23 protein-coding genes and 1 pseudogene are annotated in these 25,330 nt (G+C 68.0%); 3 read left to right on the top strand and 21 right to left on the bottom strand.

All coding sequences use genetic code 11. From position 1 onward, the window contains the following. The first annotated feature begins 432 nt into the window (after window positions 1-432). Window positions 433-2,121, top strand: coding sequence for a GH3 auxin-responsive promoter family protein (locus CYFUS_RS18675; protein WP_157758513.1), 1,689 nt, complete (start codon window positions 433-435; stop codon window positions 2,119-2,121). A 117-nt stretch (window positions 2,122-2,238) separates the two neighbouring features. After that, complete coding sequence (locus CYFUS_RS18670) at window positions 2,239-3,927, top strand: GH3 auxin-responsive promoter family protein (protein ID WP_232537643.1); 1,689 nt, start codon at window positions 2,239-2,241, stop codon at window positions 3,925-3,927. 22 nt (window positions 3,928-3,949) lie between these two features. Here the strand turns inward: CYFUS_RS18670 and CYFUS_RS18665 are convergent, their stop codons facing one another. The 10 genes from CYFUS_RS18665 to CYFUS_RS18620 form a co-directional block, all read right to left on the bottom strand. Continuing rightward, a complete protein-coding gene (locus CYFUS_RS18665) occupies window positions 3,950-4,588 on the bottom strand; it encodes a hypothetical protein (RefSeq protein WP_095986449.1) in 639 nt (212 codons plus the stop codon). Window positions 4,589-4,698: 110 nt separating this feature from the next. Then, window positions 4,699-5,910: a GNAT family N-acetyltransferase gene (locus CYFUS_RS18660; RefSeq protein WP_232537642.1), complete on the bottom strand. Its 1,212-nt coding sequence runs from the start codon at window positions 5,908-5,910 to the stop codon at window positions 4,699-4,701. A 31-nt stretch (window positions 5,911-5,941) separates the two neighbouring features. Next, window positions 5,942-7,117 carry a DegT/DnrJ/EryC1/StrS family aminotransferase gene (locus tag CYFUS_RS18655; RefSeq protein ID WP_095986447.1) on the bottom strand — a complete coding sequence of 392 codons (1,176 nt, stop codon included), beginning with the start codon at window positions 7,115-7,117 and terminating at the stop codon, window positions 5,942-5,944. Further along, window positions 7,105-8,223, bottom strand: a complete 1,119-nt coding sequence (locus CYFUS_RS18650) for a GNAT family N-acetyltransferase (protein ID WP_095986446.1) — start codon at window positions 8,221-8,223, stop codon at window positions 7,105-7,107. Before CYFUS_RS18650 ends, CYFUS_RS18655 begins: the two co-directional genes overlap by 13 nt. Before the next feature lie 142 nt (window positions 8,224-8,365). Continuing rightward, on the bottom strand, window positions 8,366-9,439 hold the full coding sequence (locus CYFUS_RS18645; RefSeq protein WP_095986445.1) for a gluconeogenesis factor YvcK family protein: 1,074 nt from the start codon (window positions 9,437-9,439) through the stop codon (window positions 8,366-8,368). Between the two features lie 84 nt (window positions 9,440-9,523). Continuing rightward, a complete protein-coding gene (locus tag CYFUS_RS18640) occupies window positions 9,524-10,909 on the bottom strand; it encodes a sugar transferase (RefSeq protein WP_095986444.1) in 1,386 nt (461 codons plus the stop codon). Between the two features lie 98 nt (window positions 10,910-11,007). Beyond that, window positions 11,008-11,751 (bottom strand): CpsD/CapB family tyrosine-protein kinase, encoded by a 744-nt coding sequence (locus CYFUS_RS18635; RefSeq protein WP_095992099.1) that lies wholly within the window; start codon window positions 11,749-11,751, stop codon window positions 11,008-11,010. Window positions 11,752-11,792: 41 nt separating this feature from the next. Then, on the bottom strand, window positions 11,793-13,211 hold the full coding sequence (locus CYFUS_RS18630) for a GumC family protein (RefSeq protein ID WP_095986443.1): 1,419 nt from the start codon (window positions 13,209-13,211) through the stop codon (window positions 11,793-11,795). A 26-nt stretch (window positions 13,212-13,237) separates the two neighbouring features. Then, a complete protein-coding gene (locus CYFUS_RS18625) occupies window positions 13,238-14,425 on the bottom strand; it encodes a hypothetical protein (RefSeq protein ID WP_095986442.1) in 1,188 nt (395 codons plus the stop codon). 62 nt (window positions 14,426-14,487) lie between these two features. Then, a complete protein-coding gene (locus CYFUS_RS18620) occupies window positions 14,488-15,069 on the bottom strand; it encodes a polysaccharide biosynthesis/export family protein (protein ID WP_095986441.1) in 582 nt (193 codons plus the stop codon). Window positions 15,070-15,431: 362 nt separating this feature from the next. Here CYFUS_RS18620 and CYFUS_RS18615 point away from each other — a divergent pair, with 362 nt between their 5' ends. Beyond that, window positions 15,432-15,629 carry a hypothetical protein gene (locus CYFUS_RS18615; protein ID WP_095986440.1) on the top strand — a complete coding sequence of 66 codons (198 nt, stop codon included), beginning with the start codon at window positions 15,432-15,434 and terminating at the stop codon, window positions 15,627-15,629. Window positions 15,630-15,890: 261 nt separating this feature from the next. Here the strand turns inward: CYFUS_RS18615 and CYFUS_RS18610 are convergent, their stop codons facing one another. The 11 genes and pseudogenes from CYFUS_RS18610 to CYFUS_RS18560 all read right to left on the bottom strand — a co-directional run bounded on the left by CYFUS_RS18610 (window position 15,891) and on the right by CYFUS_RS18560 (window position 25,148). Continuing rightward, window positions 15,891-16,361 (bottom strand): NUDIX hydrolase, encoded by a 471-nt coding sequence (locus CYFUS_RS18610; RefSeq protein WP_095986439.1) that lies wholly within the window; start codon window positions 16,359-16,361, stop codon window positions 15,891-15,893. Between the two features lie 22 nt (window positions 16,362-16,383). Continuing rightward, window positions 16,384-16,854: an NUDIX hydrolase gene (locus tag CYFUS_RS18605; protein ID WP_095986438.1), complete on the bottom strand. Its 471-nt coding sequence runs from the start codon at window positions 16,852-16,854 to the stop codon at window positions 16,384-16,386. Window positions 16,855-16,951: 97 nt separating this feature from the next. Continuing rightward, on the bottom strand, window positions 16,952-17,422 hold the full coding sequence (locus CYFUS_RS18600) for an NUDIX hydrolase (protein ID WP_095986437.1): 471 nt from the start codon (window positions 17,420-17,422) through the stop codon (window positions 16,952-16,954). Then, window positions 17,419-18,696 carry a DUF2380 domain-containing protein gene (locus CYFUS_RS18595; RefSeq protein WP_332468395.1) on the bottom strand — a complete coding sequence of 426 codons (1,278 nt, stop codon included), beginning with the start codon at window positions 18,694-18,696 and terminating at the stop codon, window positions 17,419-17,421. Before CYFUS_RS18595 ends, CYFUS_RS18600 begins: the two co-directional genes overlap by 4 nt. A 473-nt stretch (window positions 18,697-19,169) precedes the next feature. Further along, window positions 19,170-19,904 carry an immunity 52 family protein gene (locus CYFUS_RS18590; RefSeq protein WP_095986436.1) on the bottom strand — a complete coding sequence of 245 codons (735 nt, stop codon included), beginning with the start codon at window positions 19,902-19,904 and terminating at the stop codon, window positions 19,170-19,172. Continuing rightward, on the bottom strand, window positions 19,901-21,394 hold the full coding sequence (locus CYFUS_RS18585) for a Tox-REase-5 domain-containing protein (protein WP_157758512.1): 1,494 nt from the start codon (window positions 21,392-21,394) through the stop codon (window positions 19,901-19,903). Before CYFUS_RS18585 ends, CYFUS_RS18590 begins: the two co-directional genes overlap by 4 nt. 530 nt (window positions 21,395-21,924) lie before the next feature. Next, a pseudogene (locus tag CYFUS_RS52765) lies at window positions 21,925-22,202 on the bottom strand (hypothetical protein). A gap of 22 nt (window positions 22,203-22,224) precedes the next feature. Continuing rightward, the gene (locus tag CYFUS_RS18575) at window positions 22,225-22,695 is read right to left on the bottom strand and encodes an NUDIX hydrolase (RefSeq protein ID WP_095986434.1); all 471 of its coding nucleotides are present in this window, start codon (window positions 22,693-22,695) and stop codon (window positions 22,225-22,227) included. A 22-nt stretch (window positions 22,696-22,717) separates the two neighbouring features. Further along, a complete protein-coding gene (locus CYFUS_RS18570) occupies window positions 22,718-23,188 on the bottom strand; it encodes an NUDIX hydrolase (protein ID WP_095986433.1) in 471 nt (156 codons plus the stop codon). A gap of 215 nt (window positions 23,189-23,403) precedes the next feature. Then, the gene (locus tag CYFUS_RS18565) at window positions 23,404-23,874 is read right to left on the bottom strand and encodes an NUDIX hydrolase (RefSeq protein ID WP_095992097.1); all 471 of its coding nucleotides are present in this window, start codon (window positions 23,872-23,874) and stop codon (window positions 23,404-23,406) included. Further along, on the bottom strand, window positions 23,871-25,148 hold the full coding sequence (locus CYFUS_RS18560) for a DUF2380 domain-containing protein (RefSeq protein ID WP_332468394.1): 1,278 nt from the start codon (window positions 25,146-25,148) through the stop codon (window positions 23,871-23,873). Before CYFUS_RS18560 ends, CYFUS_RS18565 begins: the two co-directional genes overlap by 4 nt. Window positions 25,149-25,330 lie beyond the last annotated feature (182 nt).

The raw sequence follows: 25,330 nt of genomic DNA, 5'->3' as shown, positions 1-25,330 counted from the left end.
CGACGCCACTCATGAAGTACGCCAAGCCCCAAGCCAGGTGTCAAAGGATTTTGGGCCACGCTCCAATGCAGCTTCGGCGCGGCGCCATCCACCCTGCTGGTGCCACCGACGAACAAGGTGCTCGCTGGCCAGCCCGCCGCCAACATCATGGACAACAAGCCGATCGTGAACATCCCGCCGTTTGACACATGTGCCAGTCATTGGCCAATCCCACGGTGGCCTCGGCCACGGCGGCCCCGGGGCAGCCCTCCACCCTGGCACCCGAGCAGGTGGAGACGCGGGTGGATCGTGGCGCGGCTCGTCCTCGTGAGCCCAGGATTCCCCGGGCACGCGGTCGCGGGCACCCATCCGGGAAGTCCGTTTCTCCCACGCCTGTGGACATGGGCGAAGGCCAGGGTTGCTTCGGGCGGACGTCGTGGGTATCAGCGCGTCATGTCCTCTACCCCCTGGCTCCTCCGTCTCGCCAGCCACCTCACGAGGGCCGCGGGTCGTCGCGGTAGGCAGGACTTCACCGAGCAGGCGCACCACGCCGCGCGCGTGAACAGGGACACGCTGCACGCCATCCTCCAGCACAACCAGGACACGGACTTCGGCCGGCGTCATGGCTTCGCCTCCCTGCGCACCGTGGAGGACTTCCAGCGCGCCCTGCCCATCAGTACCTACGCGCCCTTCCATCCCTACATGGAGCGCATCGCCCGCGGCGAGCAGAACGTGCTCACCGCCGACCGGGTGGAATACCTGGGCATCACCTCGGGCACCACCGGCCAGAACAAGCTGCTCCCCGTGACCCGGCCCCACCTGCGACACCTGCAGCGCGCGAGCGCGATCGGCCTCTCCGTGGTGACCGAGCAGGTGCCCGCCGCCCAGCGTCCCGCTCGCGGCATGATCCTCATGAACGCCGAGCTGCGCGAGCGCTCCGAGGGCGGGCTGCTGACGGGCGCGCTCGCCGCCATCGCCACCCAGTCCCTGAGCCGCGCCGCTTCCTTCGCGCTCGCCTCGCCGCCAGATGCCTTCTCCATTCGCTCGCACGCCGATGCGCTCTACCTGCACCTGCTCTTCGGCCTGCGCGAGCGCAAGCTCGGCTACATCATGGCCCCCTTCGCCACGGGGCTGATGGACATGGTGCACCTGCTGGAGCAGCGCTGGCAGGACCTGATGGAAGACCTCGCCTACGGCGTGGTGCGCCCGGCACTCGACCTGGCGCCGAAGCAGCGCCGCCGCCTCCAGTCCCGCCTGCGCCCCGACCCCAAGCGCGTCGAGGAGCTGTCCCGGGCGATCGAGCAGGGCCCCCACGGCCTCTTGCGCCGGCTGTGGCCCGAGCTCGCTTATGCCACCTCCATCACCGGGGCCGGCTTCTCCCTCTACACCCAGCAGCTCGCCCCCTACCTCGAGGGCGTGCCCCTCTACCCCTCCTACTACGTCAGCACCGAGTCGACCCTGGGCGTGGCGCTCGAGTTCGAGCGCGCCGTCTACTGCCTCCTGGTGGGCGCGGCCTTCTTCGAGTTCATCCCCGAGCAGGAGCTGGACGCGGAGTCCCCCACCACCCTGTTGCCCGAGCAGCTCGTGGAGGGCGAGGCCTATGAGCTGGTGCTCACGACCCAGGCCGGCCTGTACCGCTACCGCCTGGAGGACGTGGTGCGCATCGTGGGCCGCTACCATGAAGCGCCGCTGATGGAGTTCCTCTACCGGCGTGGCACGCTGCTCAACCTCATGGGGGAGAAGACCTCGGAGCACGCCGCGCGCCTCGCCCTGGAGCAGGCGCTGGCCACCGAGGGGCTGCTGCCCGCCGACTACAGCGTGGTGGAGGAGACGGAGACCTTCCCCGGGCGCTATGCCTTCTTCGTCGAGCTCCAGGGCGCCGTACGGCCCCACAAGGAACCGGAGCGGCTGAACCGGGCCCTGGAAGAGGCGCTGTGCCAGACCAATCCCGCCTACGAGATGAACCGCCGCACCGAGCGACTGGGCCCCACCCAGTTGCACCGGGTGGCGCCCGGCACCTTCCAGGCCCTGCGCGAGGTGCTCGTGCGGCGCGGGGCCTCGCCCACCCAGGTCAAGGTGCCCCGGTTGGTGCGGGACGCGGAGCTGCGGGGCCTGCTGCACCAGCGCCGCGTCATGGGCTGAACGCCCGGGCGGCTCGCCCCTCGCTGAAGTAGTTGTTCAGGATGCCAGGAGCCCACCTGGGCTCGTGGAAAGCGACCAGGGTTGCCTCCTTTCGTGAGCCGTGGGATCAGGCGCGCCATGGCCTCACTACCCTGGATTCCCCGTCTTTTCAGCTACGTCATGCGAGCTGCTGGCCGTCGCGGCAAACAGCGGTTCATCGAGCAGACACGCCATGCCGCGCGCGTGAACGCGGACACGCTGCGCGCCATCCTCCAGCACAACCAGGACACGGACTTCGGCCGGCGCCATGGCTTCGCCTCCCTGCGCACCGTGGAGGACTTCCAGCGCGCCCTGCCCGTCAGTACCTACGAGCCCTTCCGGCCCTACATGGAGCGCATCGCCCGGGGCGAGCAGAACGTACTCACCGCCGACCGGGTGGAGTACCTGGGCATCACCTCGGGCACCACCGGTCAACGCAAGCTGCTCCCCGTGACCCGGCCCCACCTGGAGAACATGCGGCGCACCATGATGATTGGCCGCACCGTGGTGGCCGAGAAGGTGCCCGCCGCCCACCGTCCCGCTCGCGGAATGATTCTCATGAACGCCGTGCTCCGCGAGCGCTCCGAGGGCGGACTGCTGATGGGCGCGCTCACCGCCATCTCCACCCATTCGATGGGCCGCGCCGCGTCCTTCGCGTTCACCTCGCCGCCGGAAGCCTTCCGCCTGCGCAAGCACGCCGATGCGCTCTACCTGCACCTGCTCTTCGGCCTGCGCGAGCGCGAGCTCGGCACCCTCATGGCCCCCTTCGCCTCGGGGCTGCTGGACCTGGTGCACCTGCTGGAGCGGCGCGGAGCTGATCTGGTGGACGACATCGCCCGCGGGGTGCTGCGCCCGGAACTCGATCTGGAGCCGGAGCAGCGCCACCGCCTCCAGTCCCTCCTGCGCCCCGACCCCGAGCGCGCCCGTGAGGTCTCCCAGATGCTCGCGCAGGGTCCCCACGGCCTCTTGCGCCGGCTGTGGCCCGGGCTCGCCTACGTCTCCTCCATCACCGGGGCCGGCTTCTCCCTCTACACCCGACAGCTCACTCCCTACCTCGAGGGCGTGCCCTTGAATGCCGCCAGCTACGTCAGCACCGAGGGGGTCCTGGGCGTGCCACTCGAACTCGAGCAGGCCGTCTATTGCCTCATGGTGGGCGCGGCCTTCTTCGAGTTCATCCCCGAGCGGGAGCTGGACGCGGAGTCTCCCCCCACCCTGTTGCCCGAGCAGCTCGTGGAGGGCGAGGCCTATGAGCTGGTGCTCACGACCCAGGCGGGCCTGTACCGCTACCGCCTGGGGGACGTGGTGCGCATCGTGGGCCGCTACCACCAGGCGCCGCTGATGGAGTTCCTCTACCGGCGTGGCGCGCTGCTCAACCTCATGGGGGAGAAGACCTCGGAGCACGCCGCGCGCCTCGCCCTGGAGCAGGCGCTGGCCACCGAGGGGCTGCTGCCCGCCGACTACAGCGTGGTGGAGGAGACCGAGACGCTCCCCGGGCGTTATGCCCTCTTCGTCGAGCTCCAGGAAGGCGCGCGGCCCCAGGGCGCTCCGGAGCAGTTGAGCCGGGCGCTGGAAGAGGCGCTGTGCCGGACCAATCCCTTCTACGAGGTGATCCGCCGCTCCGAGCGGCTGGGCCCCGCCCAGTTGCACCGGGTGGAGTCCGGCACCTTCCAGGCCCTGCGCGACGTGCTCGTGCAACGCGGGGCCTCGCCCACCCAGGTCAAGGTGCCCCGGGTGGTGCGGGACGCGGAGCTGCAGGGCCTGCTGCGCCAGCGCCGCGTTACGGGCTGAACGCCCGGGCTGGCCGCCCCACTCAGAAGGTGACGATCTGGGGCGGCTGCTGGGTCGAGCCGAAGAAGTCAGGGTAGGTGGCGACGAAGCTATTGCCCTGCGCGATCGGGGGCGGCCAGCTGGTCGCGGGCACATTCGACTTGATCGCATTCGTCCCCCCTTCCAAGAAGCCATACACTTCGAGGGAGCCCGGGTAGAGGGTGAGTTGGTTCAGGGAGATGGGGGACGGGTTCCACCATCCTCCAGTCTCCGACAGCCTGATCCCCTCCAGCTCCGCCACCCTCACGGAGCCCAAGGTGCTCGGGTTCAAATGGTGGATGCGGAGGAGATTCCGGCCAAACGAGAACCGTTCGTACTCTTCATAGGAGTAGGCAATCGCGAGCCCCTCGGCACTGGCCGCGATCGCGATCCGCGGCTCGCGCACCGAGTCCACCAGATTGACGATCCTGGGCGTCAGCGAACAGGTGTCAGGCGAAACCACCGCGCTCTGGAGCGAGACGCTGTAGGGAGTATCGGCGTACGGATCATCCTCCAGGAGTACCTTGATCGTATAAGCACAGCCCTGCCAGGACACCTGCTTCGATTTGATGACAGAATCGGCCTGGGCCGGTGAAGCGAGCAATGCGACAATCCCAACGGCAATCGTTCCAACCATACGCATGAGTGCGGCCTCCACTGGAGTAAGGCCGCGGATTCTATACGACTCGGGGTGAGAATCGCACGCACCGAAAGTCACGTGGGCGTCACCCCCACGTGACTTCCTCCGGCGCCCTACCCGCGCACCGCGGACAGCCGGCGCCGCAGCCGGCGCACGCGCTCGACGGCGTCCTGGGGCAACAGGCTCTTGGCCACTTCACGCACCCGCCTCATCCCCTGCTCACGCCGCACGAACCACTCGCCATCCCCGCCGGGCGAGAGAATCCGCAGGGACACGGTGCGCCGCTGCTTCGTCGTCCAGTCCGACTTGTACGTCTCGGTGCCGCGCAGGAAGTCGTACTCGGTGAGCCCGGCCTCGAGGGCGTCGCGGAACGTCGCCCCCACGAGCACCAGCCCCACGCTGCGGTTGCGCCACGCCGGGTCATACCCCGACTGGAAGTAGATGAACGAGCTGCCGTGGGTAATGCCATACACCGAGGCCACCGCCTGGCCTCCCACCTTCATCGTGTACAGGCGCAGACGCCCGCGCTCGGCGAGCAGTTGCGTGGCATCCCGGTGGAAGGCCTCGACGCCCCGGCCGCGAATGCCCTGGGAGCCTCCGTCCGACTCCCAGCGCATGGCGTGCAACCGGAAGAAGTCCGTCAGCGGCCCGGCGAGCGCGCCCGGCGCCTCCGTCTTCTCGATGCGGTAGCCCTCCTGCTTCTCCAGCCACTTCTTGCGCCGCAGGTAGTTGTCCCGCCGGCTCGTGCGCTTGAGGAAGTCGTCGAAGGACTCTCCCCGCCCCAGGGACTCGTAAGGGCAGACATAGCGCTCGGTCAGCGCCGTGCCCACGCCCTGCTTCTCGAAGGTCTCGCGCAGCACGCGCACCGTCACCGAGTCCTCGCGCAGGTCCGTCAGATCGAGCACGTCCCACTGATCCCTCAGCTCCCACAGGGCGGAGGCGAAGGTGCGCGCCACCTCCTCCTCCCGGCCGCGCCGCGCCACCACGTCCAGGTAGTCGCTGCCCACGTGCGACTCGCCCAGGAAGGCCAGCCGCCGGATGGGACGCCCCATCACCCAGTGGTGGTCGAAGCCCAGTGGCAACAGCCCCACCAGCGCCCCACTCCGGTCCCTCGCCTGCAACACGAAGGGCTGGCGATCGGAGCCGATCCGCCGGCACCACGGGTACAACCACTCCCACGCGTTGAAGGGTCCCGCCTGGCTGTCGTCCAGGAGCGCGTTCCACTCGGCGCGCATCCCGGCGAGCCCGGACGTGGTCCTCACGGTGGAGACCTCCAGCCACCGCGCGGGGCTGGGAGAGGGCATCAATTCCGCTTCGCGAATCACGGTGTCGACCTCATGTCTCGAGCCTGGGGCCTCAGCCCACGTTCTTTCGCTCGGGGCGCTCCGGTACCAGCGCTTCCCGCACCACGTTGGCCACCTCCGCCATGACCTCGGACGTGAGATCCTGGTGGCAGGGCACCTCGACGATGGAGCGCCGCAGCTTCGCCACCTCGGGGAAGGCGGACGCGTCACACGCGGGGTGGAAGTACTTCCAGAAGTCGATGGCCTCGATGCCCCGCGCGCGCAGCCGCTCGAGCACCCGCTCCTTGTTGTCCACCACCAGCGGGTAGAACAGGGGGCAGACGCCCGGGGAGAGCTGGTTGAAGAGCGGCGTGGACACGTCGCGCAGCCGGCCGAGCAGGAAGAAGTAGTTGCGCCGCCGCCGCTCCACCACGGCCTCCAGGTCCTGCGCCTGGGCGATGCGGTGGGCGAAGGGGCTCATGCCCAGGTCCACGTGCCGCCGGTCGAAGTGTTGGGTACCGGTGGCGACGCGCTCGATGTCCGCGGCCTTCACCGCGCCCTTGCCGAGCCCGCGCACCATGCCGCGCACGCTCCGTCCGAACGCCCCGCCGCGCAGCTCCAGGTTCTGCAGGAGCGAGGACACGGTGTGGCTGAAGGTGGACGAGGAGGGCGGCAGGGGCGGCTCGGGCAGGCTGTACTGCCGGGCGCCATTGACGGTGAGCGCCCCGCCGTGCGGCATGGGCAGCGTCTTGTAGAGGCAGAAGATGCCGATGTCACCCGTGGTGCCGAGCGGCACCGAGCCGTCCGCGCTCAGGAGCGACAGGGCGCAGTCCTCGATGAGCGGCAGGCCGTGCTTGTCGGCGATGCGGCGCATCTCCTCGACGGGGCCGGGAAAGCCCGCGTAGTGGATGAGGTAGAGCGCCTTCGTCTTCGGACCGATGCGCTTCTCCACGTCCTCCAGGTCCACGTCCCAGCGGCTGCCCACGCGGTAGAAGCGCGGCGTGGCGCCGGCGTCCACCACGGCCTCCACCTCCACGCCGTGGTGGTAGGCGGGCATGAGCACCTCGCCCGCGTCCAGCCCCAGCATCTTCACCGTCGTCCAGATGGCGTTGCGGGCGAAGTAGAAGTAGCGCACGTTGCGCGCGCCAAAGGGCATGAAGTGGCTCGGGGCCCTGCGCCCCGTCAACATGCTCGGCCACAGCGTGGGCAGGGCGGGAACGAACAGCTTGTCGGTCTTCACCGCTTCCATCGCGCCATCACCTCCCGGGCCGCGGGGGCCCAGCGGAACTTGGCCGCGCACAACGCGCGGCCGAAAGCCGAGTCATTGAAAACGTAGAGCCAGGTGTGCCGGCGCACCCGGTCCGTCCAGTCGCGCTTCCAGCCCATGTCCGGCCCGAGGAAGTCGAACTCGCGCAGGCCACGGCCGATGCACTCGCGCAGCACCTCCTCCATGAGGAGCTGGCCCGGGCTGCAATCCCCCAGCGTCTCGTCGTAGCCGGGCTTGAGCAGGAAGTAGCGCCCGCCGTACTCCAGCGAGTACTGGAAGGCCACCGCGCGCCCGTCCAGCCGCAGGTAGTACAGCGCCAGCCGGCCGTCATACGCCGCGGTACGTGCCAGCTCCGAGTAGAAGCCCCGCGTGCGCCCGTCCTGCGCCATGGCCGTGCCACGCTGGCCCTTCCAGCCGCTCGCCTCCAGCGCGAAGCCCTCCTCCAGCTTGGCCTCCAGGCCCAGCCCGCCTTCCACGCGCTCCATCGTGACGAGGCCCTTCTCCTCCAGCTTGCGGCGTCGGCGGCGGCAGTTGGCCTTGAACTTGGACGACAGGCTCGCCTGGTACGCCTCCCACGTGGCCGGCAGCGGGATGTAGGGCGACTGCAGGGACTCCCACGTCCCCACGGGCATCCCCGCCCCCTTGGCCGCCTCGTACAAGTGCCAGCCCGCGCCCCCTTCCGGCACGTCGGTGAGCCGCAGCACGTCCCAGCCCTTGTCCGCCCGCAGGTGCGCGAAGAAGGCGGCGGCGGCCTCGGCGGGCTCGCGCGCCACCAGATCGAACCGGCACGAGTGCGTGTTGGCCGTGGCGGAGAGCTGCCGCGCCGGCACCCCGTACAAGGAGGCGCGCTCGGCCATGAGCGGCAGCACCGCCGTGAGCCGTCCCTCCCCGTCGCGCAACGTGAGCACGCGCAGGCGGGCCTCGGGGGCGAAGTCGTCGATCCAGATGCGGAAGAACTCGTGTCGGTAGAAGGGCTCGTCGGCCGTGGCCTGCACGAGCGCGTTCCACTCCGGCTCCAGCGCCATGAAGGTGGCGCGGTCCGTCACCTCGACAACACGGGGCGAGGGAGTGAGCTGTCTGGCTTCCATGGGATTGTCCGGCTCCTGACACGGCGCGGCCCGGAGGCCGTGTGCGCCGCAAGTTGGTAATGGACGCGGCGGCCCACAAGCCACGCGCGCCTGATTCATCCAGTGCTGATCGGACGGGCACGGAGTGGCCCGTCGGTCTCTCTCAGACTCCCGAGCGGGCCATCTTCAACAGGCAGCGCGTCACCTTGCGGCCGTCATGCCGGATGCGCGAGCCCTCCTTGAGCAGGTCCGCCTCCACGGGGATGACGCCGGCGTCGATGAGGGCGCGGCGATCCACCCGGACGGGGATGGAGCCCTTGCGGGCATAGCGGCGCACGGCCTCTTCACAGGGCGTGGCGGCGTTGACGAGCACCGCGTCGAGCACCGGCCCCACGTGATCGATGACGGCGCGCACGTGATCCAGGCAGTCCATACCGTCCGTCTCGCCCGGCTGGGTCATGAGGTTGGCCACCATGACCTTGAGTGCGCGCGTCTCGCGCAGGGCCTGGGCCACCCCGTCCACCAGCAGGTTGGGCATGACGCTGGAGTACAGCGAGCCCGGCCCGATGACGATCATGTCCGCGGTGCGGATGGACTCGAGCAGCCCGTCCACGGGCGCCGGGGCGCTGGGGCTGAGCTGCACCCTGCGGATGCGGCCCCGGGCGCGGCTGATGTTGCTCTCGCCCACCACCTCGGTGGAGTCCTCCATCTGGGCCACCAGGTTCACGGGGGCCAGGGTGCTCGGCAGCACGCGGCCCTTGGCGCCCAGGAGCGTGCCGGACACGCGCACCGCCTCCATGAAGTCGCCCTTGAGCTCGGCGAGCGCGGAGATGAGCAGGTTGCCCACCGCGTGGCCCGCGAGCCCCTTCTTGCCGGCGAAGCGGTATTGGAACACCTCGCTCAGAGGGCCCTTGCCCTCGGCGAGCGCCACGAGGCAGTTGCGCACGTCCCCGGGAGGCAGCGCGCCGCGCGTGCGGCGCAGGCGGCCGGAGCTGCCTCCGTCGTCGCTCATGGCCACCACCGCGGTGAGATCCAGCCCGGGCTCGCCCGGCTTCGACGTCGCGCGTCGGGCCAGGCCCTTGAGCACCATGGGCAATCCCGTTCCACCGCCCATGGCCACGATGCGCGTGCGCCGCAGCTCGAGCGCCTGCCGCAACCCGTTCTGCTCACCCGCCTGCCGCGCCGCGTCCGTCTGCGTGCTCCACGTCTCGTCGAGAACCGAATCCGACTCGATCATGTCCCTACCCCCTTCGACGCCCATCCAAGAAAACGAGCCGCCGGGCCCCCCGGCGGCGATCCAACCCGTACCACCCCGCGCGCTCTACCGCGCTCCCCGCGCGAGCAGTACGTGCCTCACGGTGTGGAAGATGATGCTCATGTCCAGGAAAAGCGAGCCGTTCTTCACGTAGTACAGATCGAATTCCAACTTGTTGCGCGCGTCCTCCACCGAGGCCCCGTAGGGGTAGCGGATCTGCGCCCACCCGGTGAGGCCCGGCTTGACGGCCTCGCGCAGCGCATAGAAGGGAATCTGCTGCTTGAGCTGCTCGATGAACACCGGGCGCTCGGGCCGCGGGCCCACGAAGCTCATGTCGCCGGTGAGGATGTTGATGACCTGGGGAATCTCGTCGATGCGCGTCTTGCGGATGAAGCGGCCCACGCGGGTGACCCGGTCATCGTTGGTGCGTGCCCACACCGCGCCGTCCTTCTCCGCGTCGGTGCGCATGCTGCGGAACTTCCACAGCCAGTAGGACTTGCCGTTGAGGCCCGTGCGCTCCTGCCGGTAGAAGAGCGGCCCCTTGGAGTCGAGCTTGATGGCGGCCATGACGAGGAGCAGGAAGGGCGCCGCGCAGAGGAGCAGCGTGCTGGCCACGAGGATGTCGAAGACGCGCTTGGCGGCGCGCCGGGCGCCCGACACCGTCAGCTCGTCGGCGAAGGCGAAGTCGCTGGTGCGCAGGTGCGTCACCGGAATCCGGCGCAGCACGCGCTCGCAGAAGCCGGCGGCCTCGTACACCCGGCGCCCGTCCAGACGGCAGCGCAACAGCGCGTCCATCCAGTTCGCCCCGCGCATGTCGTCCGCGGCCTGCACCACGAAGTCCGCCTTGAGCCGCTCGGCCGTGACGTTGACGGGCTCGAGCTCCTGGGTGCTCGCGCGCGGCCGGCGGGGATCCATCATGGCCACCACCTGGAAGCTGTCCTCGCCGCCCTGCTCGATGGCGGTGGCGAGCGCGCGCGCCTTGAGGCCGTCGCCCACGATGAGCACCCGGCTGGGTCCGCCCACCACGGCGCGCAGCGAGTAGCGCACCAGGGCCGTGCCCACCAGCGCGCCCACGGCCCCGCCCAGCAGCGCCCCGGGAGGCAGTTGGATGGGCAGCACCGCCGGCGCCACCAGCATCAGCAGCCCGACGACGGCCGTGGTCACCCCGGCCGCCTTGAGCAGCCGGGCGCCCCGGCCGCGGTCCTCCGCCGCCACCCTCAGGTCATACAAATCCATGAGGTAGAGCGAGAACTGGAACGTGGGGACGAACGTCACCCCCAGGAGCATCAGCCCCGTCATGGAGCGGGCCAGCGCGAGGCCGCCGTCCGCCGGCGCCAGCATCCGCGCACACGCCATCGCGCCCAGAACACAGGCCAGGGCGATCGCGGCTCCCTCGATGAGGAACAGGGTCAGCTTCCTGGCTGAAAAGTAGTGATGGAATACCCGAAGCACGTATCTCCTCCGTCGCCCACGCCAACGCGGTCCACACACCTCACGCACCTCCGGCCACGGGGCACACCTGCCTTCCCCGTGGCCGGAAGTCCGTGGCGCTACTTCTTGTTGCTGGAGTACTCCTTCAAGTACGGCGCCGCGCTCATCTCCGCGCCGTTGAGCACGCAGCCCAGCACCGGCGCTCCGCCCAACTGCTCCATGGCCTGGGTGACCGTCCTGGCCTGGGAGTGGTGGGCGCGCACCACCATGAGCAGGCCGTCCGTCTGGTGCCCGAGGATGGACGCGTCCGCGAAGGGCAGCGTCGGCGGCAGGTCCACGTAGACCTCATCGAAGTGGTCTCGCACCAGCTTGAGGAACTGCTTCATCCGGGCGCTCGCCAGCGCCTGGGTGGGCTCCTCGGGCGTGCCACCCGCGGTGATGACCGCCATGCGCGTGGCGTGGAAGCGGCGCACCAGCTCGCGCACCTCGCACTCGCCGGAGAGCAGCTCGGCGAGCCCGGGGCGGCCCCGGATGCCGAGCACCTGGGCCACCTGGCCCCGGCGCAGGTCCGCGTCGATGAGCAGGATGCGGCGCTCGGGGTTGGCCCGGGCGGCGGCCAGGGCGAGGTTCACCGTCGTCACCGTCTTGCCCTCGCCGGGCATGGCCGAGGTGACACCCACCACCTTCAGGGGGCGCAGCTCGCGCATGCGCTCCAGCCTGTAATAAAGACTGCGGTACTGCTCGGCCGCGATCGAGGCGGGCGCCGTGAGCGACACCACCCGATTGTCCACCGCGTTCGGTGAACCGGCGGACTCATCCACCCGGGGAAGGAAGTTCCCCGCCCGTTCCATGGTCTTTTCCATCTTGTTTCCCTCGGAGCCCGTGTTGTTCATCCGAAAATCCCCTAGTTGAGTGTCGAGTCCGTCGAGTTGGGAGGCACCACGTTGCGGGCCCCCGTGGCGGGCATCAACACCCGCTTCTCCACCTTCCCTTGCATGTTCGGGACCACCGCGAGGACAGGCAGGGGCAGGCGGTCACGCAGCTCCTGGGTGTCGCGGATGCTGTCGTCGCGCATCTCGAGCACCACACCGGTGAGGAGTCCCAGGCCCAGCGCCACCAGCAGGGCGATGAGCAGGCCGCTCATCCGGTCGGGCCTGGCGGCGAGGGCCGGCACGGAGGCCGGGGAGACGACGTGGAAGAGGTCCTCGGCGCCGCGCAGCTCCAGCTCCTGCGCCAGCTCGGCCTCCACCCGGCGCGACACCACGCTCTGGTACTTCGTGCGGGCGATCTCGTAGTCGCGCTGCAGGACACCCAGCTCGTGGGCCCACTTCGGGGTGCGATCCAGGCGCTCCTGGTAGGACTTCGCCTGCTGGTGCAGCTCCTCGATGTCCTTCTGGATGGCGGCGATGAGGCTCGTCACCCGGGTGCGCTCCTGGCGCTCGGCCCACTGGCGGCCCTCGGCGTCCTTGCGCTTGGCCGTCATGGTGGAGAGCTCCTGGTCCAGACGCTTCACCTCGGGGTGATCCGCCGTCCAGGAGGAGCGGGCGGACACCAGGTCGCGGGTGAGGCCACTCTCGGCGGCCTCGAGCCGGCCCGCCTCGCTGTCCGCGGCGTTGCGCGCCCGGGCCAGGTCGGAGCGGCGGGCCTCGGCGACGCGCAGCTCCTCGGACTTGGTCTGCAGGAGGGCGCCCACGCGCTCCAGACCGCGCATGTTCATCTCGAGCTGCTCGGGCAGCTCACCGATGTGGGCCACCTTGAACTGGGCGATCTTCTTCTCCCAGCCCGTCACCGTGGCGGACAGGGCGGTGATCTCGTCCTCGAAGAGCTTGGTGGCGCGCGCGGCCTGGGTCTGACGCGACTTGAGCGTCTCCTCGGCGAAGAGCTGCGGCAGGCGGTTGGCCACCTGGGCCGCCACGTTCGGATCCGTGCTGGCATAGACCAGCTCGAAGGCCGTCTCCCCCTCCACGCGCACGGTGATGTCCTTGCGCATGCGGACGATGGCCGCCTCGATGCCCTTCTCCGACACGATGTCCGGATAGAGGTTCATCTCCTCGATGGCCTTCTGAAGCACCGGCCGCGACATCAGCTCCTGACGCACGGTGAGCAGGCGTTGCTCGGCGAGCTCGCTCACGGTGCGCTGCACCATCTCCTCACCGGGGCGCTGCGGCTGCACACGCACCACCGCCGTCGCCTCGTACACGTTGGGCTGCACCAACACGATCGCGGCGCCCACCGCGAAAACCGCCAACACAATGGCCCCGACCAACACCTTGCGGCGCCACAGTGCCTTCAGCACCTGGTCAGCCGTCATCCCACGCTCCATGTGCGCTCCTCCTGATTCCATTGGTGTCACCACGCCGTCATGTGCAAGCGAAGCGCCGCCACATTCCGGGAAAGGTTCACATCCGCCGCGGCCTCACCCATACCCACCTGTGCGATGCGATCCACGGCGGCCTGCATCGACACGTACCGATTCACCTTGAACTCGAACCCCGCGCTCAGCGTGTAGCCCTGAGACACGTTGGTGCCCACGTTCCACCGGAAGGCGTCCTCTCCCGGAGCCCTGCCATTGCGAAAGAAGCTGGCGGCCGCGAACAGCTGCGCCCGCGGGCTGAAATGCTTGTTGAACGTCAGTCCCGCGTAGTCCGCCCACAGCGTGTTGGAGAAACCGCTGGCGCCCACCAGGTCGTGGCCCAGGATGAAGCCCATGTCGAAGGTGCCGCGCTCGTGCAGCACCTCCAGCTTCACCCGCGGCATCCACCCCCGGGTCCCGTCCTCACCGAGGAAGGACACCGGCCCGCCACGCAGCGTGGCGGTGGTATTGCGCGACAGCCGGTAGCGCAGGGCGCCGAAGAGGCCATGCGCCTGATCCATGCTGTCGCCGTAGAGGAACGCCTGGTAGCGGTACTCCGCGCCCAGCCACAGCTGCGGCGCGGTGCGCACCCACGTCTCCAGATAGGGCGTGTGGACGAACCCCGCCACGCTGCCCGCCGTGAGCACCCGCACCCCCTCGAACGAATACCCCGCCGCCACGTCCACGCGCCGGCTCACCCGGTGGGTCACCGACAGCTTGGACGCGCCGTAGAGGACGGGCTGGTTGGTGCGCGCCACGCTCTCGCGCGGCAGGGAGCGGGGATCCGTCACCCGGAAGATGCTCCCGGAGGCCTCCACCCGCAGGCGGCGCGAGAGCAGCTTGCGCACGGTCAGTCCGGCGCGGTGATCCAACGTCACCGTCCCGCTGCCATGGCGCAGCAGCAGATCCGCCGCGTAGAAGCTCTCGAGCTTCAGGGTGCGGTCCTTCACGTCGAGCCCCACCCGCGGCGTGACCTTCGACATGAGCTGACCCGTGGGCGTGGTGCCCAGGGCGCCGCCGGTGGGAGCATCGGGAGCCACCACCGGGTTCAGGCGGAAGTCATCGTCGTAGCGCTCCTCCAACGACACCCGGAGCCGAGGCTCCACCAGCGTGGCACCGAGCGCCGCCGGGGAGGTCCCCGCCACCGCCGCCACCGCCAGCCATTTCTTCCATCCTCCGCTCATGGCACCCCTCCGTCCCCTCACTCCGACCCGACCGCTTCCCACGCGCTCCACCGTCCCCTCGCCTACGGCACGACGATGGTGTCGCCAGGGCGCAGGGCCAGCGGCTCGTTGTTCTTCGCGTCCTCCACCAGCTCGCTGTAGCTCACCGGAATGGGCTCGCCCTCGGCGCCCTGGCGGCGCAGCACCACGATGCCGTCGCGATCCGCGAAGTCCGTGAAGCCGCCGGCCAGGGCGATCGCCTGGAGCACCGACACCCGGCCGCGCAGGGGATAGGCCCCCGGATGCGCCACCTCACCGGTGATGAAGACGCGGGTGCTGTTGACCTCGCGGACGATCACCGTCACGCGCGGATCCTGCACGTAGGGCTTGAGCGACTCGCGGATCTGATCCGACAGCTCGACGGGCGTGCGCCCCTCGGCCCTCACCTCACCCACCATGGGCAGGGAGATGAAACCATCCGGCCGCACCGGCAGCGTGCGCGACAGGTCCCCATCGCGCCACACCGCCACATCCAACACATCCTCCCGGCCGATGCGGTACGGCTGGTCCGAGTTGTCCACCGGCCGCGTGGCCTGGTGAGCACACCCCGACGACAGGAGGAGCATCCCCATCACCGCCCACGACTTCGCGCCCATCATTCCCATCGCTCGCCTCTCCCCGAAGTTCCCGGCCCCGCCTGGTTCAGGGGCCATGTGTTCGGGGAGGGCCTTAAGCAGGGGATGTGCCAAGGGCCGGAGGGAAGGAAAGTCCCCGGATCCTCATGGGTTACGCGCTACCCCCTTGGGGAAAGGTTTGGGATGTCCGGGAAAAAATTCCGACCTCGGCCTTCAGGACGTACGTGATTCAGGGCGCGGTTTCTGCCCAGACAGGGCAAACCCCTTCCCATCCAGTTCGGGATTTTTTCCCCTCCCCTGGGAGCGGTGCGTGGCACGCCGATTGAAATGACCTTTGGAGCGGAACACAGACCTGGAAGGGTCCAGGCTGAAGAGCACCGGTGGGGGCGACAATGAGCAAGGTGGCGGCGGGAGCGGTGATCGCGATGTTCACGGTGGGCGCGGGCGTGATGACGATGTTGGGCTCGGTGTTGGGCGCGTATGCGGAGCCGGCCACGGTGGCGATGCTGGGCGCGGGCCTGTTCGCGGGCAGCTCCATCCTCAATGGCATCAAGGACACGGCCTCCGCGGGCGTCGCGAAGGAGGCCTGAGAAGGCTGTAGGGCGGGAAAAAGTTCTGCCCCCTGGGACGAGGGAAGAGCAAGAAAGACGGCACGCGGCCCCTTCACCTGGTCCGCGGCCTCCCCGGGAGAAGACGCGCCGCGCTTCGCGGCGTGACTCCCGGGTCAGAGAGCAGGCGAGCGGACGGCGCATCGTTCGATGGCTCGCCCTTTCCGAGGGGCTGAGCTGGCGTTGCGGCTGAGGTGTCTGCGGAGCGAGGACCTCCGCACGAAGGCTTCGCGCGTGGCGGGCTCAGACTTCCTCGTCAGACAGGAGCGTGCGCAGCAACTCGTCGTCGGGCCCGAGGGGGCGCCAACCAGGAGGCGGTGGCGTGACCAGGAGTGCATCGCCGATCTTCTTGACGCGCTCCTCATGAGTTTCTGGCGTGTAGGTACTCCAACGAGCGAGCGCCACGGCAACCTTGAGACGATTCGCGTCATCGAGCACGGCCGGCCACCCGTTCGGGAGACGCTGAGACAGTTCGCGCACGAGTTGCCCGCGCACCAAACGCGTGACTCTGCGGCTTTGCTCAGCCTCGGAAACCAACCCGCTGAACACCTGCACTGCCGCAATGTCCTCCTCGCCAAGCTCATCCGCCAGTGCAAGGAGCGAAGCGGTGGGGCGCGCCTCGGCGAACGCGGTGAGCGAATCATAGCCGCGCTCGCGGACCCGCTCGTACAGACGCGCTTTCACGTTGCCCTCCCAAGCACGTCCGTCGCTCATCGTCGTCTCCAGAGGGTGAAGTTCAAACTTCCTCGTCGGGCAGGAGCATACGTAGCAATTCGTCGTCGGGCCCGCGAGGACGCCAGCCGGGCGGTGGTGGCGTAGCGCGGAGAACTGCCCGAGCCTGCTTGACGCGCTCCTTATGCGTTTCTGGAGTGTAGGCGGTCCATGTGCCAAGCGCCACGGCAACCTCTCCACGGCTTGCGTCGTCCAGAACCGCCGGCCAGCCATTGGGGAGACTCTCGGACAATTCACGAACAAGCACATCGCGAACAAAGCGCGTCACCTGCTTGCGCTGCTCGGCTTCAGCGAGCAATCCGCTCAACACCTGCACGGCTGCAACGTCGTCCTTTCCAAGCTCTTCGGCCAGCAAGTACAACGGGACAGCAGGGCGCGCCTCGGCGAAGGTGGTGAGCGAGTCATAGCCGCGCTCCCTGACCCGCCCATAAAGGCGAGCCTTGACGTTGCCCTCCCAGGAACGGTCCTTGCTCATCTTCCACTCCAAAGGGTAAAAGCGAGAAGCTACTATGCTCACACCGTCGGCGCGATGCGCCGTTCGACCGGGCCTGCCCCGGTTCCATGGCGTAGGCTCAGACTTCCTCGTCAGGTAGAAGAGAGAGAAGCAGTTCGTCATCAGGGCCGAGAGGCCGCCATCCTGGCGGAGGAGGCATGGCCAGGAGAGCTGTCCTGACCTGCCTGGCACGCTCCTTATGAGTTTCGGGGGTATAGGCAATCCACGAGCCAATCGCCTCGGCAACCTTGAAACGGTTTGCATCGTCCAGAACGGGTGGCCAACCGTCGGGAACGCTCTGGGACCACAGGCGCGTGAATACATCGCGCACAAACCGCGTGACCTGCTTGCGTCGCTCCGCCTCGGCGAGCAACCCGCTCAGTACCTGTACCCCGGCGACATCATCCTTGCCTAATTCCTCGGCCAGCAAGTATAGCGGGACGGCGGGACGCGCGTCAGCGAAGGCGGTGAGGGAATCGTAACCACGCTCGCGAACCCGCTCGTACAGGCGTGCCTTCACGTTGCCCTGCCAAGCACGTCCGTTGCTCATTGTCCTCTCCACGAGACAAAATTCATTGGAATGTAGTAGTCCTTCATACGCTGCGCGACTGTTCCCAGGACTTCGTTCCGCGTCAACATCCGGCCGGCCGTTGTCTCGGCTTCGAGCAACGCCTCCATAATCATTCGATTCCATTCGCCGGGCCATTGGCGGCCCAGCTTCCAGTGTCCACCTCCGTGGATGGCCTCATGGTGCGCCTGCTCCAGCTTGACGCAGAACTCGTCAATGCCCATCTCGCCGGTGAAGCCGCGCCTCTCGAACCACGCGCGGAACTCCTTGGGCATGACGTGGTGCCGCGGCGGCTCGGCCATGCCAGCCCCCGCTTTGCCCGTCTCGTGCATGGCCCCCACCTCGGGCCCATCTCCCAGCGCCTCGCGCACGCCCCTGGGCAGCTCGCCGTGCGCCCGCGCCAGCATCGCCTGGCCCGCCTGAATCCGCACGGCGGCGCTGACAACGGGCACGGAGAGGACGCCCGCTCGCACCAGGTGGCGCATCATCTCCACCCACTCGGCGGACACCACCATCCGCGTGCCCATCATCACGCCGTCGCCGCCCACCGCCAGGCCCATGCCCACCAGGGCGGGAGCGGACGGCGGCACCGAGGGCAGCGAGAACCTCATCGTCGAGAGCATCGTGGCCATCTCGATGGCTTCCTTGAGTACCAGCGCTTTCTGGAGGTTCTCCGCCGCCACGCGCATTCTCTCCACCGTGGCCGCGAATTCCTCCGTGAGGTGGCCCACCAGTGGGGGCACGTCGCGCGCCGCGGCCTCCACCTGCCCGTGCTCCTGGGAGGAGAGCGCCGTCATGGCGGGCTCGAGCATCTCCTGCCAGCGCCACATGTCCGCGAACATCCTCTCCACGCTGTAGAAGTGCTGGGTGAGCACGGCATCGGCGAGGTGGAGGAAGTCGACCCAGGCGGCGAGCAGGAGCGAGCCGAGCATGGCGGCCTCGAGCCGTGGGCCGGCGAGGCGCAGCAGGGCGAGTTGCATGTCCGGGTCCTCCACCTCCGAAGCAGCGTTGGCCAGCCGGGTGGCGCCGGCGAGCTGGGCGTCCATCCACCGCAGTTGCCCGACGCCGAAGTCCACGTAGCGGACGAAGGCGCCGTTGCCGTCGCCAACGCCCCGCCCACGGGCCTTGAGCCTGGAGAACTCGCCGGAGATGCGGCGGGTGGTGCCAGACACTTCGCGAAGGGCACCGCGAAACGCCAGTTGAGCCGTGAGGGCCTTCTTCCGCGCCTCGCTCTCCGCGCTGTCTGGGCCCGCCACCGCCACCTCCTCACGAGAGGCCCGGCGCCGGTACAACCGCTCTGGTATCCCGGACTCAGGTGTTGAGACGAGGTGACGCGGAGACTCGACACCCGGCCCCTGGGCCGAAGCGGGCCCCGTGGCCTCGCCCGTCGTATACCGCAAGCCCGTCCCCATGCCAGACGATGTGGAGAGTGACGCGCAGCCGGTGGACAGCAGGACCAGAGCGAGCAGAAGGCCCACCCACCAGGCCCGGAGCAAGTCAGCGCGCATCGTCCACCCCCAGGTCCATGTCGAATCCGCGCGGCTCGGCCCTCGAATGCGCCTCTGCGGGTTTAAGCTGTGGCCCGGGCACATCGCAACGGTAGCGTTGCGATTCCTCCGAGAGCCGAGTACCTTCACCGCCATGAGGAGGTGAGACCCAGGGGAGTCCAGGCCGCCACCCCGGCCCAAACAGCTTCGCGGAGAGGATCTCGAAGAGAAGGTGCTCGAGGTCATGCCGTCGGCGTGATGCACCGTTCGACCACCCTCCTGAGCAAACCCTGCTCGTCGAGCAGTTGTTGGACGCGACGACCCAGGGCGAGGTGCTCGGGGTTGCGCCCACTGATGCGCTCGGGGGAGAGAAGGACGAGCGTCCCCTTCTGTTCCACTGGCTCCACGCATACGGGCTCCGGCAACGCGGGCACCTCACCCCGTTGGCGCGAGAAGTACGTCACCCAGCCCATGAAGGTCCCGGCCGAGCCTTGTTCTGAAAGAGCATCTCGAAGGTCCCCGGAGACGATGACTCCCCAATTCGGCTCCCATGCGAGGGCCATGGCTCGCATCACCCCGGCGACCACGGATGCGGTGAGCATCCTCTCACGGCCTGGCTCCTCCACCGGAAAGTAGAGCAGCACGTGGTTCGAAGAACCTTCGTCATGTGAGCCACAGAAGATCGTGACGGCCCCCCCCTGGTCCTCTTCCTCGTGCCCCGTCCAGGCCCCGAAGGAGAAGCCGTCCAATCCATTTTGATACTTCTTCTTGCCGAAGAAGCTCACGAAGGTCTCGCGCGTGGGCTCGAATTCGAGCGGGGAGCCCCTCTTCGTCGAGTTCGTCTTCTCGTACCAGTGGGCATAGCTCGGGTGGCACTCCGCCAACAGCCGGAAGAAGATCTCTGCCCGCTGAGCGCACTTCTCGGCCGACTCCTGACGTCGCCCCCAGTAAGCGCCTGCGTAGTAGGTCTCTCTCATAGGGGGTCTGCCTCGAGCATCGGTGGCTTGTGCACGATCTCGATGCCCTCGATGTTGTTTTCCTTGAACAGCTTCTTGAGGATGGCAACCATCCGAGGCTCCGCGACGAGCCAACGAACTCGGAGCAATCCGGCCATCCTCGTCTGCCGGCGTGCCTGCTTCATCATGTCATCCACGCCCTTGTACTTGAACCGGGTCTTGAGGTCCTGGTCGAACCACTTGTCGTATCCGCGAGCCTTGGCTTCGAGCAGCGTGCCCGTGTTGAGGTCGAATCCGTCGTAGTCCACGCAATCGGCACCTCGGCAGACCCTGTAGACCCACCGTTTGGGCGCACCCGTCACCTGGGCCTGATAGGCCCGGGCCTGCTCGGACATGCTCGAGGTGTCCTCTACCCACTGCCCAGGCCCACCTACCGGAGGCCACCCACCACCAGCTCCGAGGCCCTGGGACCCCACGTTTGCCATGTGCAGCACATAGGTCGCGCTCAGCGCCTGGCCGCCAACGGCCACCGTACCTCGAACGGGCAACGCCACCAGTCGCACGGCCAGAAGACCCTCGCCCGAGAGCGATAGCAGGGGGATGGAAATACTCCCCAGGTGTCCTCCCCAGGACGCCGCTTTCGCAGCTCCCGCGCCCGAGGTGCCCACCAGCAGCACCGCGCCCGTGGCGAGCCGGGAGACGGTGCGCACCTGCTCCGCATAAGGCTTGTGACGGAACTCATTCCAGAGGCGCGGCGCGTTCTCGTACATCGCCCGCACGGCGCCCGGAAGCTGCGTCAGCCCCTCCAGTGTCTCCCCTGTGTGGAAGACGAGCCGGTAGAGACCCTCCACCGTGTCCACCACCGCCAGCGCAGCCCCTTCCGCCACCGCCAACCCCGCGTCTTCATCTGGTGTGTAGGTACCTACGGGGCGTGCCCCGTGCAGCACATCGAGCCTGGCATCCACCGGGAAGAGCCGACCGCCGTCGATCGCATAGAACGGGCCCACCTCGATGCGGTCCGCTCGCAAGATGCCGTCTCCCGCCAGCACCACCTCGCCCGCCTTCTGCACGGCCACGCCCGTGGAGGGCTTGACCAGGTAGCCGTCCGGGCGCAACACCAGCACCCGAGAGAAGCGACGCATGCGTGCATGAAGCTCGTCCCGCGACACCGCCACGTCTCCCGTGGCGACCTCCAGGAGCAGGTGCGCCGCCATTCGGCGCAGCCCGAAGTTGCCCAGTGTCACCGGCGTGGACAGCAGGTGCGGCAGCAGTTCCATCGCCTGCTGCGGGCTCAACGTGCGCCCGTCCCCAGGCAGAGCCGTGGAGGGCACCCTGGCCCGCAGGAGGAAGCCCTGGAAGTAGTCGACACTGAAGGGGACCTCGAAGGGACGCCCATCCCCCACCCCATCCGGCCACCCGACACCCTCTCCTTTCCCATCCTCCACCGAGCCAGCACGCCGGGCATGAAGCAGAGTCCGCGCCGAGTCGCCACCGCGCTCAACTGCTCGCACCTCCGCGACTCCTGGGTCGCCGAGGTACTCCGCGCCGACACCGACGGCCATAGTGTCCTCGCCGGGAGAGTCTTCTTTCTCCGCGGTTGCCATCCGAGTCCTATCGGCGCGAGCCTTCGCATCCGGACTGCTCAGGGGATCCCGTCCCCGGTAACGAGAGCTGTCTGTTACCGATCCTCCTATGGGTCGGCCCGCGGCACACGAGGATTGCAGCCCGAGAAGCAATAGCGCCAGCGCGATCAATATCCTCCACGGTGAGTCCCGTGAGGTCCACCGCGCCTCGACCTGCGCACCAACGCCCTTCTCCACCCCAGGACTCCAGTGCCCCCTCCCCATGACTGCGACCTTTCTCCAGAAGCAACAACCTTGAAGGATAATCTTGGAACTCCGTCTGTGACCAAATCCCCACTGAGTGCGAGCACGCGGGCCCCCCCTGCAGGGGAGACAAGAGGCAGGATTCCCTTCCAGACCCCATCCCTCAGCGGAAGGATTTCGTACGAAGTGCGGGAGAGCCAATAAACGGGGCAGACTCAAACTTCCTCGTCGGGCAGGAGCGTGCACAACAATTCGTCGTCGGGTCCAAGAGGGCGCCAACCGGGGGGTGGTGGCGTGGCGAGGAGCGCGTCACCAGCCCTCCTTACACGCTCCTCATGGGTTGTTGGGGTGAAGGCAGTCCACGAGCCGAGTGCCTTCGCCATGCAGTAGGGCGTGCCTCGGCGAAGGCGGTAAGCGAATCATAACCGCGCTCGCGGACCCGCTCATACAGACGAGCCTTCACGTTGCCCTCCCAAGCACGTCCGTCGCTCATCGTCGTCTCCAGAGGGTGAGGTTCAAACTTCCTCGTCAGGCAGGAGCGTGCGCAGCAACTCGTCATCGGGCCCGAGGGGGAGCCAACCGGGGGGCGGTGGGGTAGCGAGAAGCACGTCCCTGACCTTCCTGGCTCGCTCCTTATGGGTTTCTGGGGTGAAGGCAATCCACGCGCCGAGTGCATGAGCGACATCGAAACGATTTGTGTCGTCCAACACAGTCGGCCAGCCATTGGGGAGACACGCGCACAGTTCGCGAACGAGTTGTCCGCGCACAAGGCGTGTGACCTGATGGTTCCGCTCTGCTTCGGCCACCAATCCGCTGAACACCTGCACGCCTGCGACGTCGTCCGGACCAAGCTCCTCGGCCAGTTCCACCAGCGAAGCAGTAGGGCGGGCATCAGCGAAAGCAGTAAGCGAATCATAACCGCGCTCGCGGACCCGCTCATACAGGCGAGCCTTCACGTTGCCCTCCCAAGAACGGTCCTTGCTCATCTTCCACTCCAGAGGGTGAAGTTCAAACTTCCTCGTCAGGTAGAAGCGTGACCAGTAATTCGTCGTCTGGCCCGAGGGGACGCCAACCGGGAGGCGGTGGCGTGACCAGGAGTGCATCGCCGATCTTCTTGACGCGCTCCTCATGAGTTTCTGGCGTGTAGGTACTCCAACGAGCGAGCACCACGGCAACCTTGAGACGATTCGCGTCATCGAGCACGGCCGGCCACCCGTTCGGGAGACGCTGAGACAGTTCGCGCACGAGTTGCCCGCGCACCAAACGCGTGACTCTGCGGCTTTGCTCAGCCTCGGCAACCAACCCGCTGAACACCTGCACTGCCGCAATGTCCTCCTCGCCAAGCTCATCCGCCAGTGCAAGGAGCGAAGCGGTGGGGCGTGACTCAGCGAAGGCGGTGAGCGAATCGTAGCCACGTTCGCGAACCCGCTCATACAGGCGAGCCTTCACGTTGCCTTCCCAGGAGCGATCCTTGCTCATCTTCCACTCCAGAGGGTGAAGTTCACTTGCTGCCCTCGCGCACCAGTTTGACCGTCTCGACCCGGAACTCCGGGATGAAACTTCGCCTCTTCCGTCGCTCCATGGACACTACCTCTCATGTAGACGACTTATTAGGTGTGTCCACAAAATCGGCTCTCCCGCACGTTGCCCTGCCAGGCACGTCCGTCGCTCGTCACCCTCACCATCGGTGAAGTTCACACCACCTCGTCGGGCAGGAGCGAGCGCAGCAACTCGTCATCGGGCCCCAGGGGGCGCCAGCCGGGTGGCGGTGGAGTGGCGAGGAGCACATCGCCGGCCCTTCTTGCGCGTTCCTCATGAGATTCAGGGGTATAGGCAATCCACGAACCGAGTGCCTTGGCGACCTTGAAACGATTAGCGTCATCCAGCGTTGTCGGCCAGCCGTCGGGGACGCTCTGGGTCCACAGGCGCGTAAATACATCTCGCACAAACCGCGTGACCTGCCTGCGCCGCTCCGCCTCAGCGAGCAGCCCCCGCAACACCTGCACCCCAGCGATGTCGTCCCTGCCCAGCTCCTTGGCCAGTAAGTGCAGCGGCACCGCGGGGCGCGCATCAGCGAAGGCGGTGAGCGAGTCGTAACCGCGCTCACGGACCCGCTCGTACAGGCGCACTACCCAGTTGCCCTGAAAGGGATGTCCGTCGCTCATGGCCCTCTCCACGGGATTAAATTCATCGGTATGTAGTAATCCTCCATGCGCTCCGCGACGATGTTCAGGATCTCATTCCGCGTCAACATCCGGCCAGCCCTGGTTTCGGCCTCGTACAGCACTTTCATGATCATCCGGTTCCATTCACCCGGCCAGGTGCGGCCCAGCTTCCAGTGTCCACCGCCATGGATGGCCTCGTGGTGCGCTTGCTCCAGCTTGACGCAGAACTCGTCAATATCCATCTCGCCGGTGAAGCCGCGCCTCTCGAACCACGCGCGGAACTCCTTGGGCATGACGTGGTGCCGCGGCGGCTCGGCCATGCCAGCCCCCGTCTTGCCCGTCTCGTGCATGGCCCCCACCTCGGGCCCATCTCCCAGCGCCTCGCGCACGCCCCTCGGCAGCTCGCCGTGCGCCCGCGCCAACATCACCTGTCCCGCCTGAATCCGCACGGCGGCGCTGACAACGGGCACGGAGAGGACGCCCGCTCGCACCAGGTGGCGCATCATCTCCACCCACTCGGCGGACACCACCATCCGCGTGCCCATCATCACGCCGTCGCCGCCCACCGCCAGGCCCATGCCCACCAGGGCGGGAGCGGACGGCGGCACCGAGGGCAGCGAGAACCTCATCGTCGAGAGCATCGTGGCCATCTCGATGGCTTCCTTGAGCACCAGCGCTTTCTGGAGGTTCTCCGCCGCCACGCGCATTCTCTCCACCGTGGCCGCGAATTCCTCCGTGAGGTGGCCCACCAGTGGGGGCACGTCGCGCGCCGCGGCCTCCACCTGCCCGTGCTCCTGGGATGAGAGCGCTGTCATGGCGGGCTCGAGCATCTCCTGCCAGCGCCACATGTCCGCGAACATCCTCTCCACGCTGTAGAAGTGCTGGGTGAGCACGGCGTCGGAGAGGTGGAGGAAGTCGACCCAGGCGGCGAGCAGGAGCGAGCCGAGCATGGCGGCCTCGAGCCGTGGGCCGGCGAGGCGCAGCAGGGCGAGTTGCATGTCCGGGTCCTCCACCTCCGAAGCGGCGTTGGCCAGCCGGGTGGCGGCGGCGAGCTGGGCGTCCATCCACCGCAGTTGCCCGACGCCGAAGTCCACGTAGCGGACGAAGGCGCCGTTGCCGTCGCCAATACCGCGTCCACGGGCCTTGAGCCTCGAGAACTCGCCGGAGATGCTGCGGGTGGCGCCAGACACTTCGCGAAGGGCACCGCGAAACGCCAGTTGAGCCGCGAGGGCCTTCTTCCGCGCCTCGCCCTCCGCGCTGTCTGGGCCCGCCACCGCTACCTCCTCACGAGAGGCCCGGTGCAACCGCACTGGCGTCTCGGACCCAGGTGTCGAGACGACGAAGTGGGAAGATTCGACGCCCAACCCTGGCCGTGCGGAGAGTGACGCGCAGCCGGTGGACAGCAGGGCCAGGAGCGCTGCCCCTGCCCAGCGAGTTCTTGTCATGGCCACGAGCG

It is taken from the genome of Cystobacter fuscus (genome assembly GCF_002305875.1).
Lineage (GTDB): Bacteria > Myxococcota > Myxococcia > Myxococcales > Myxococcaceae > Cystobacter > Cystobacter fuscus_A.
This window is presented reverse-complemented; position numbering and strand designations above follow the sequence as displayed.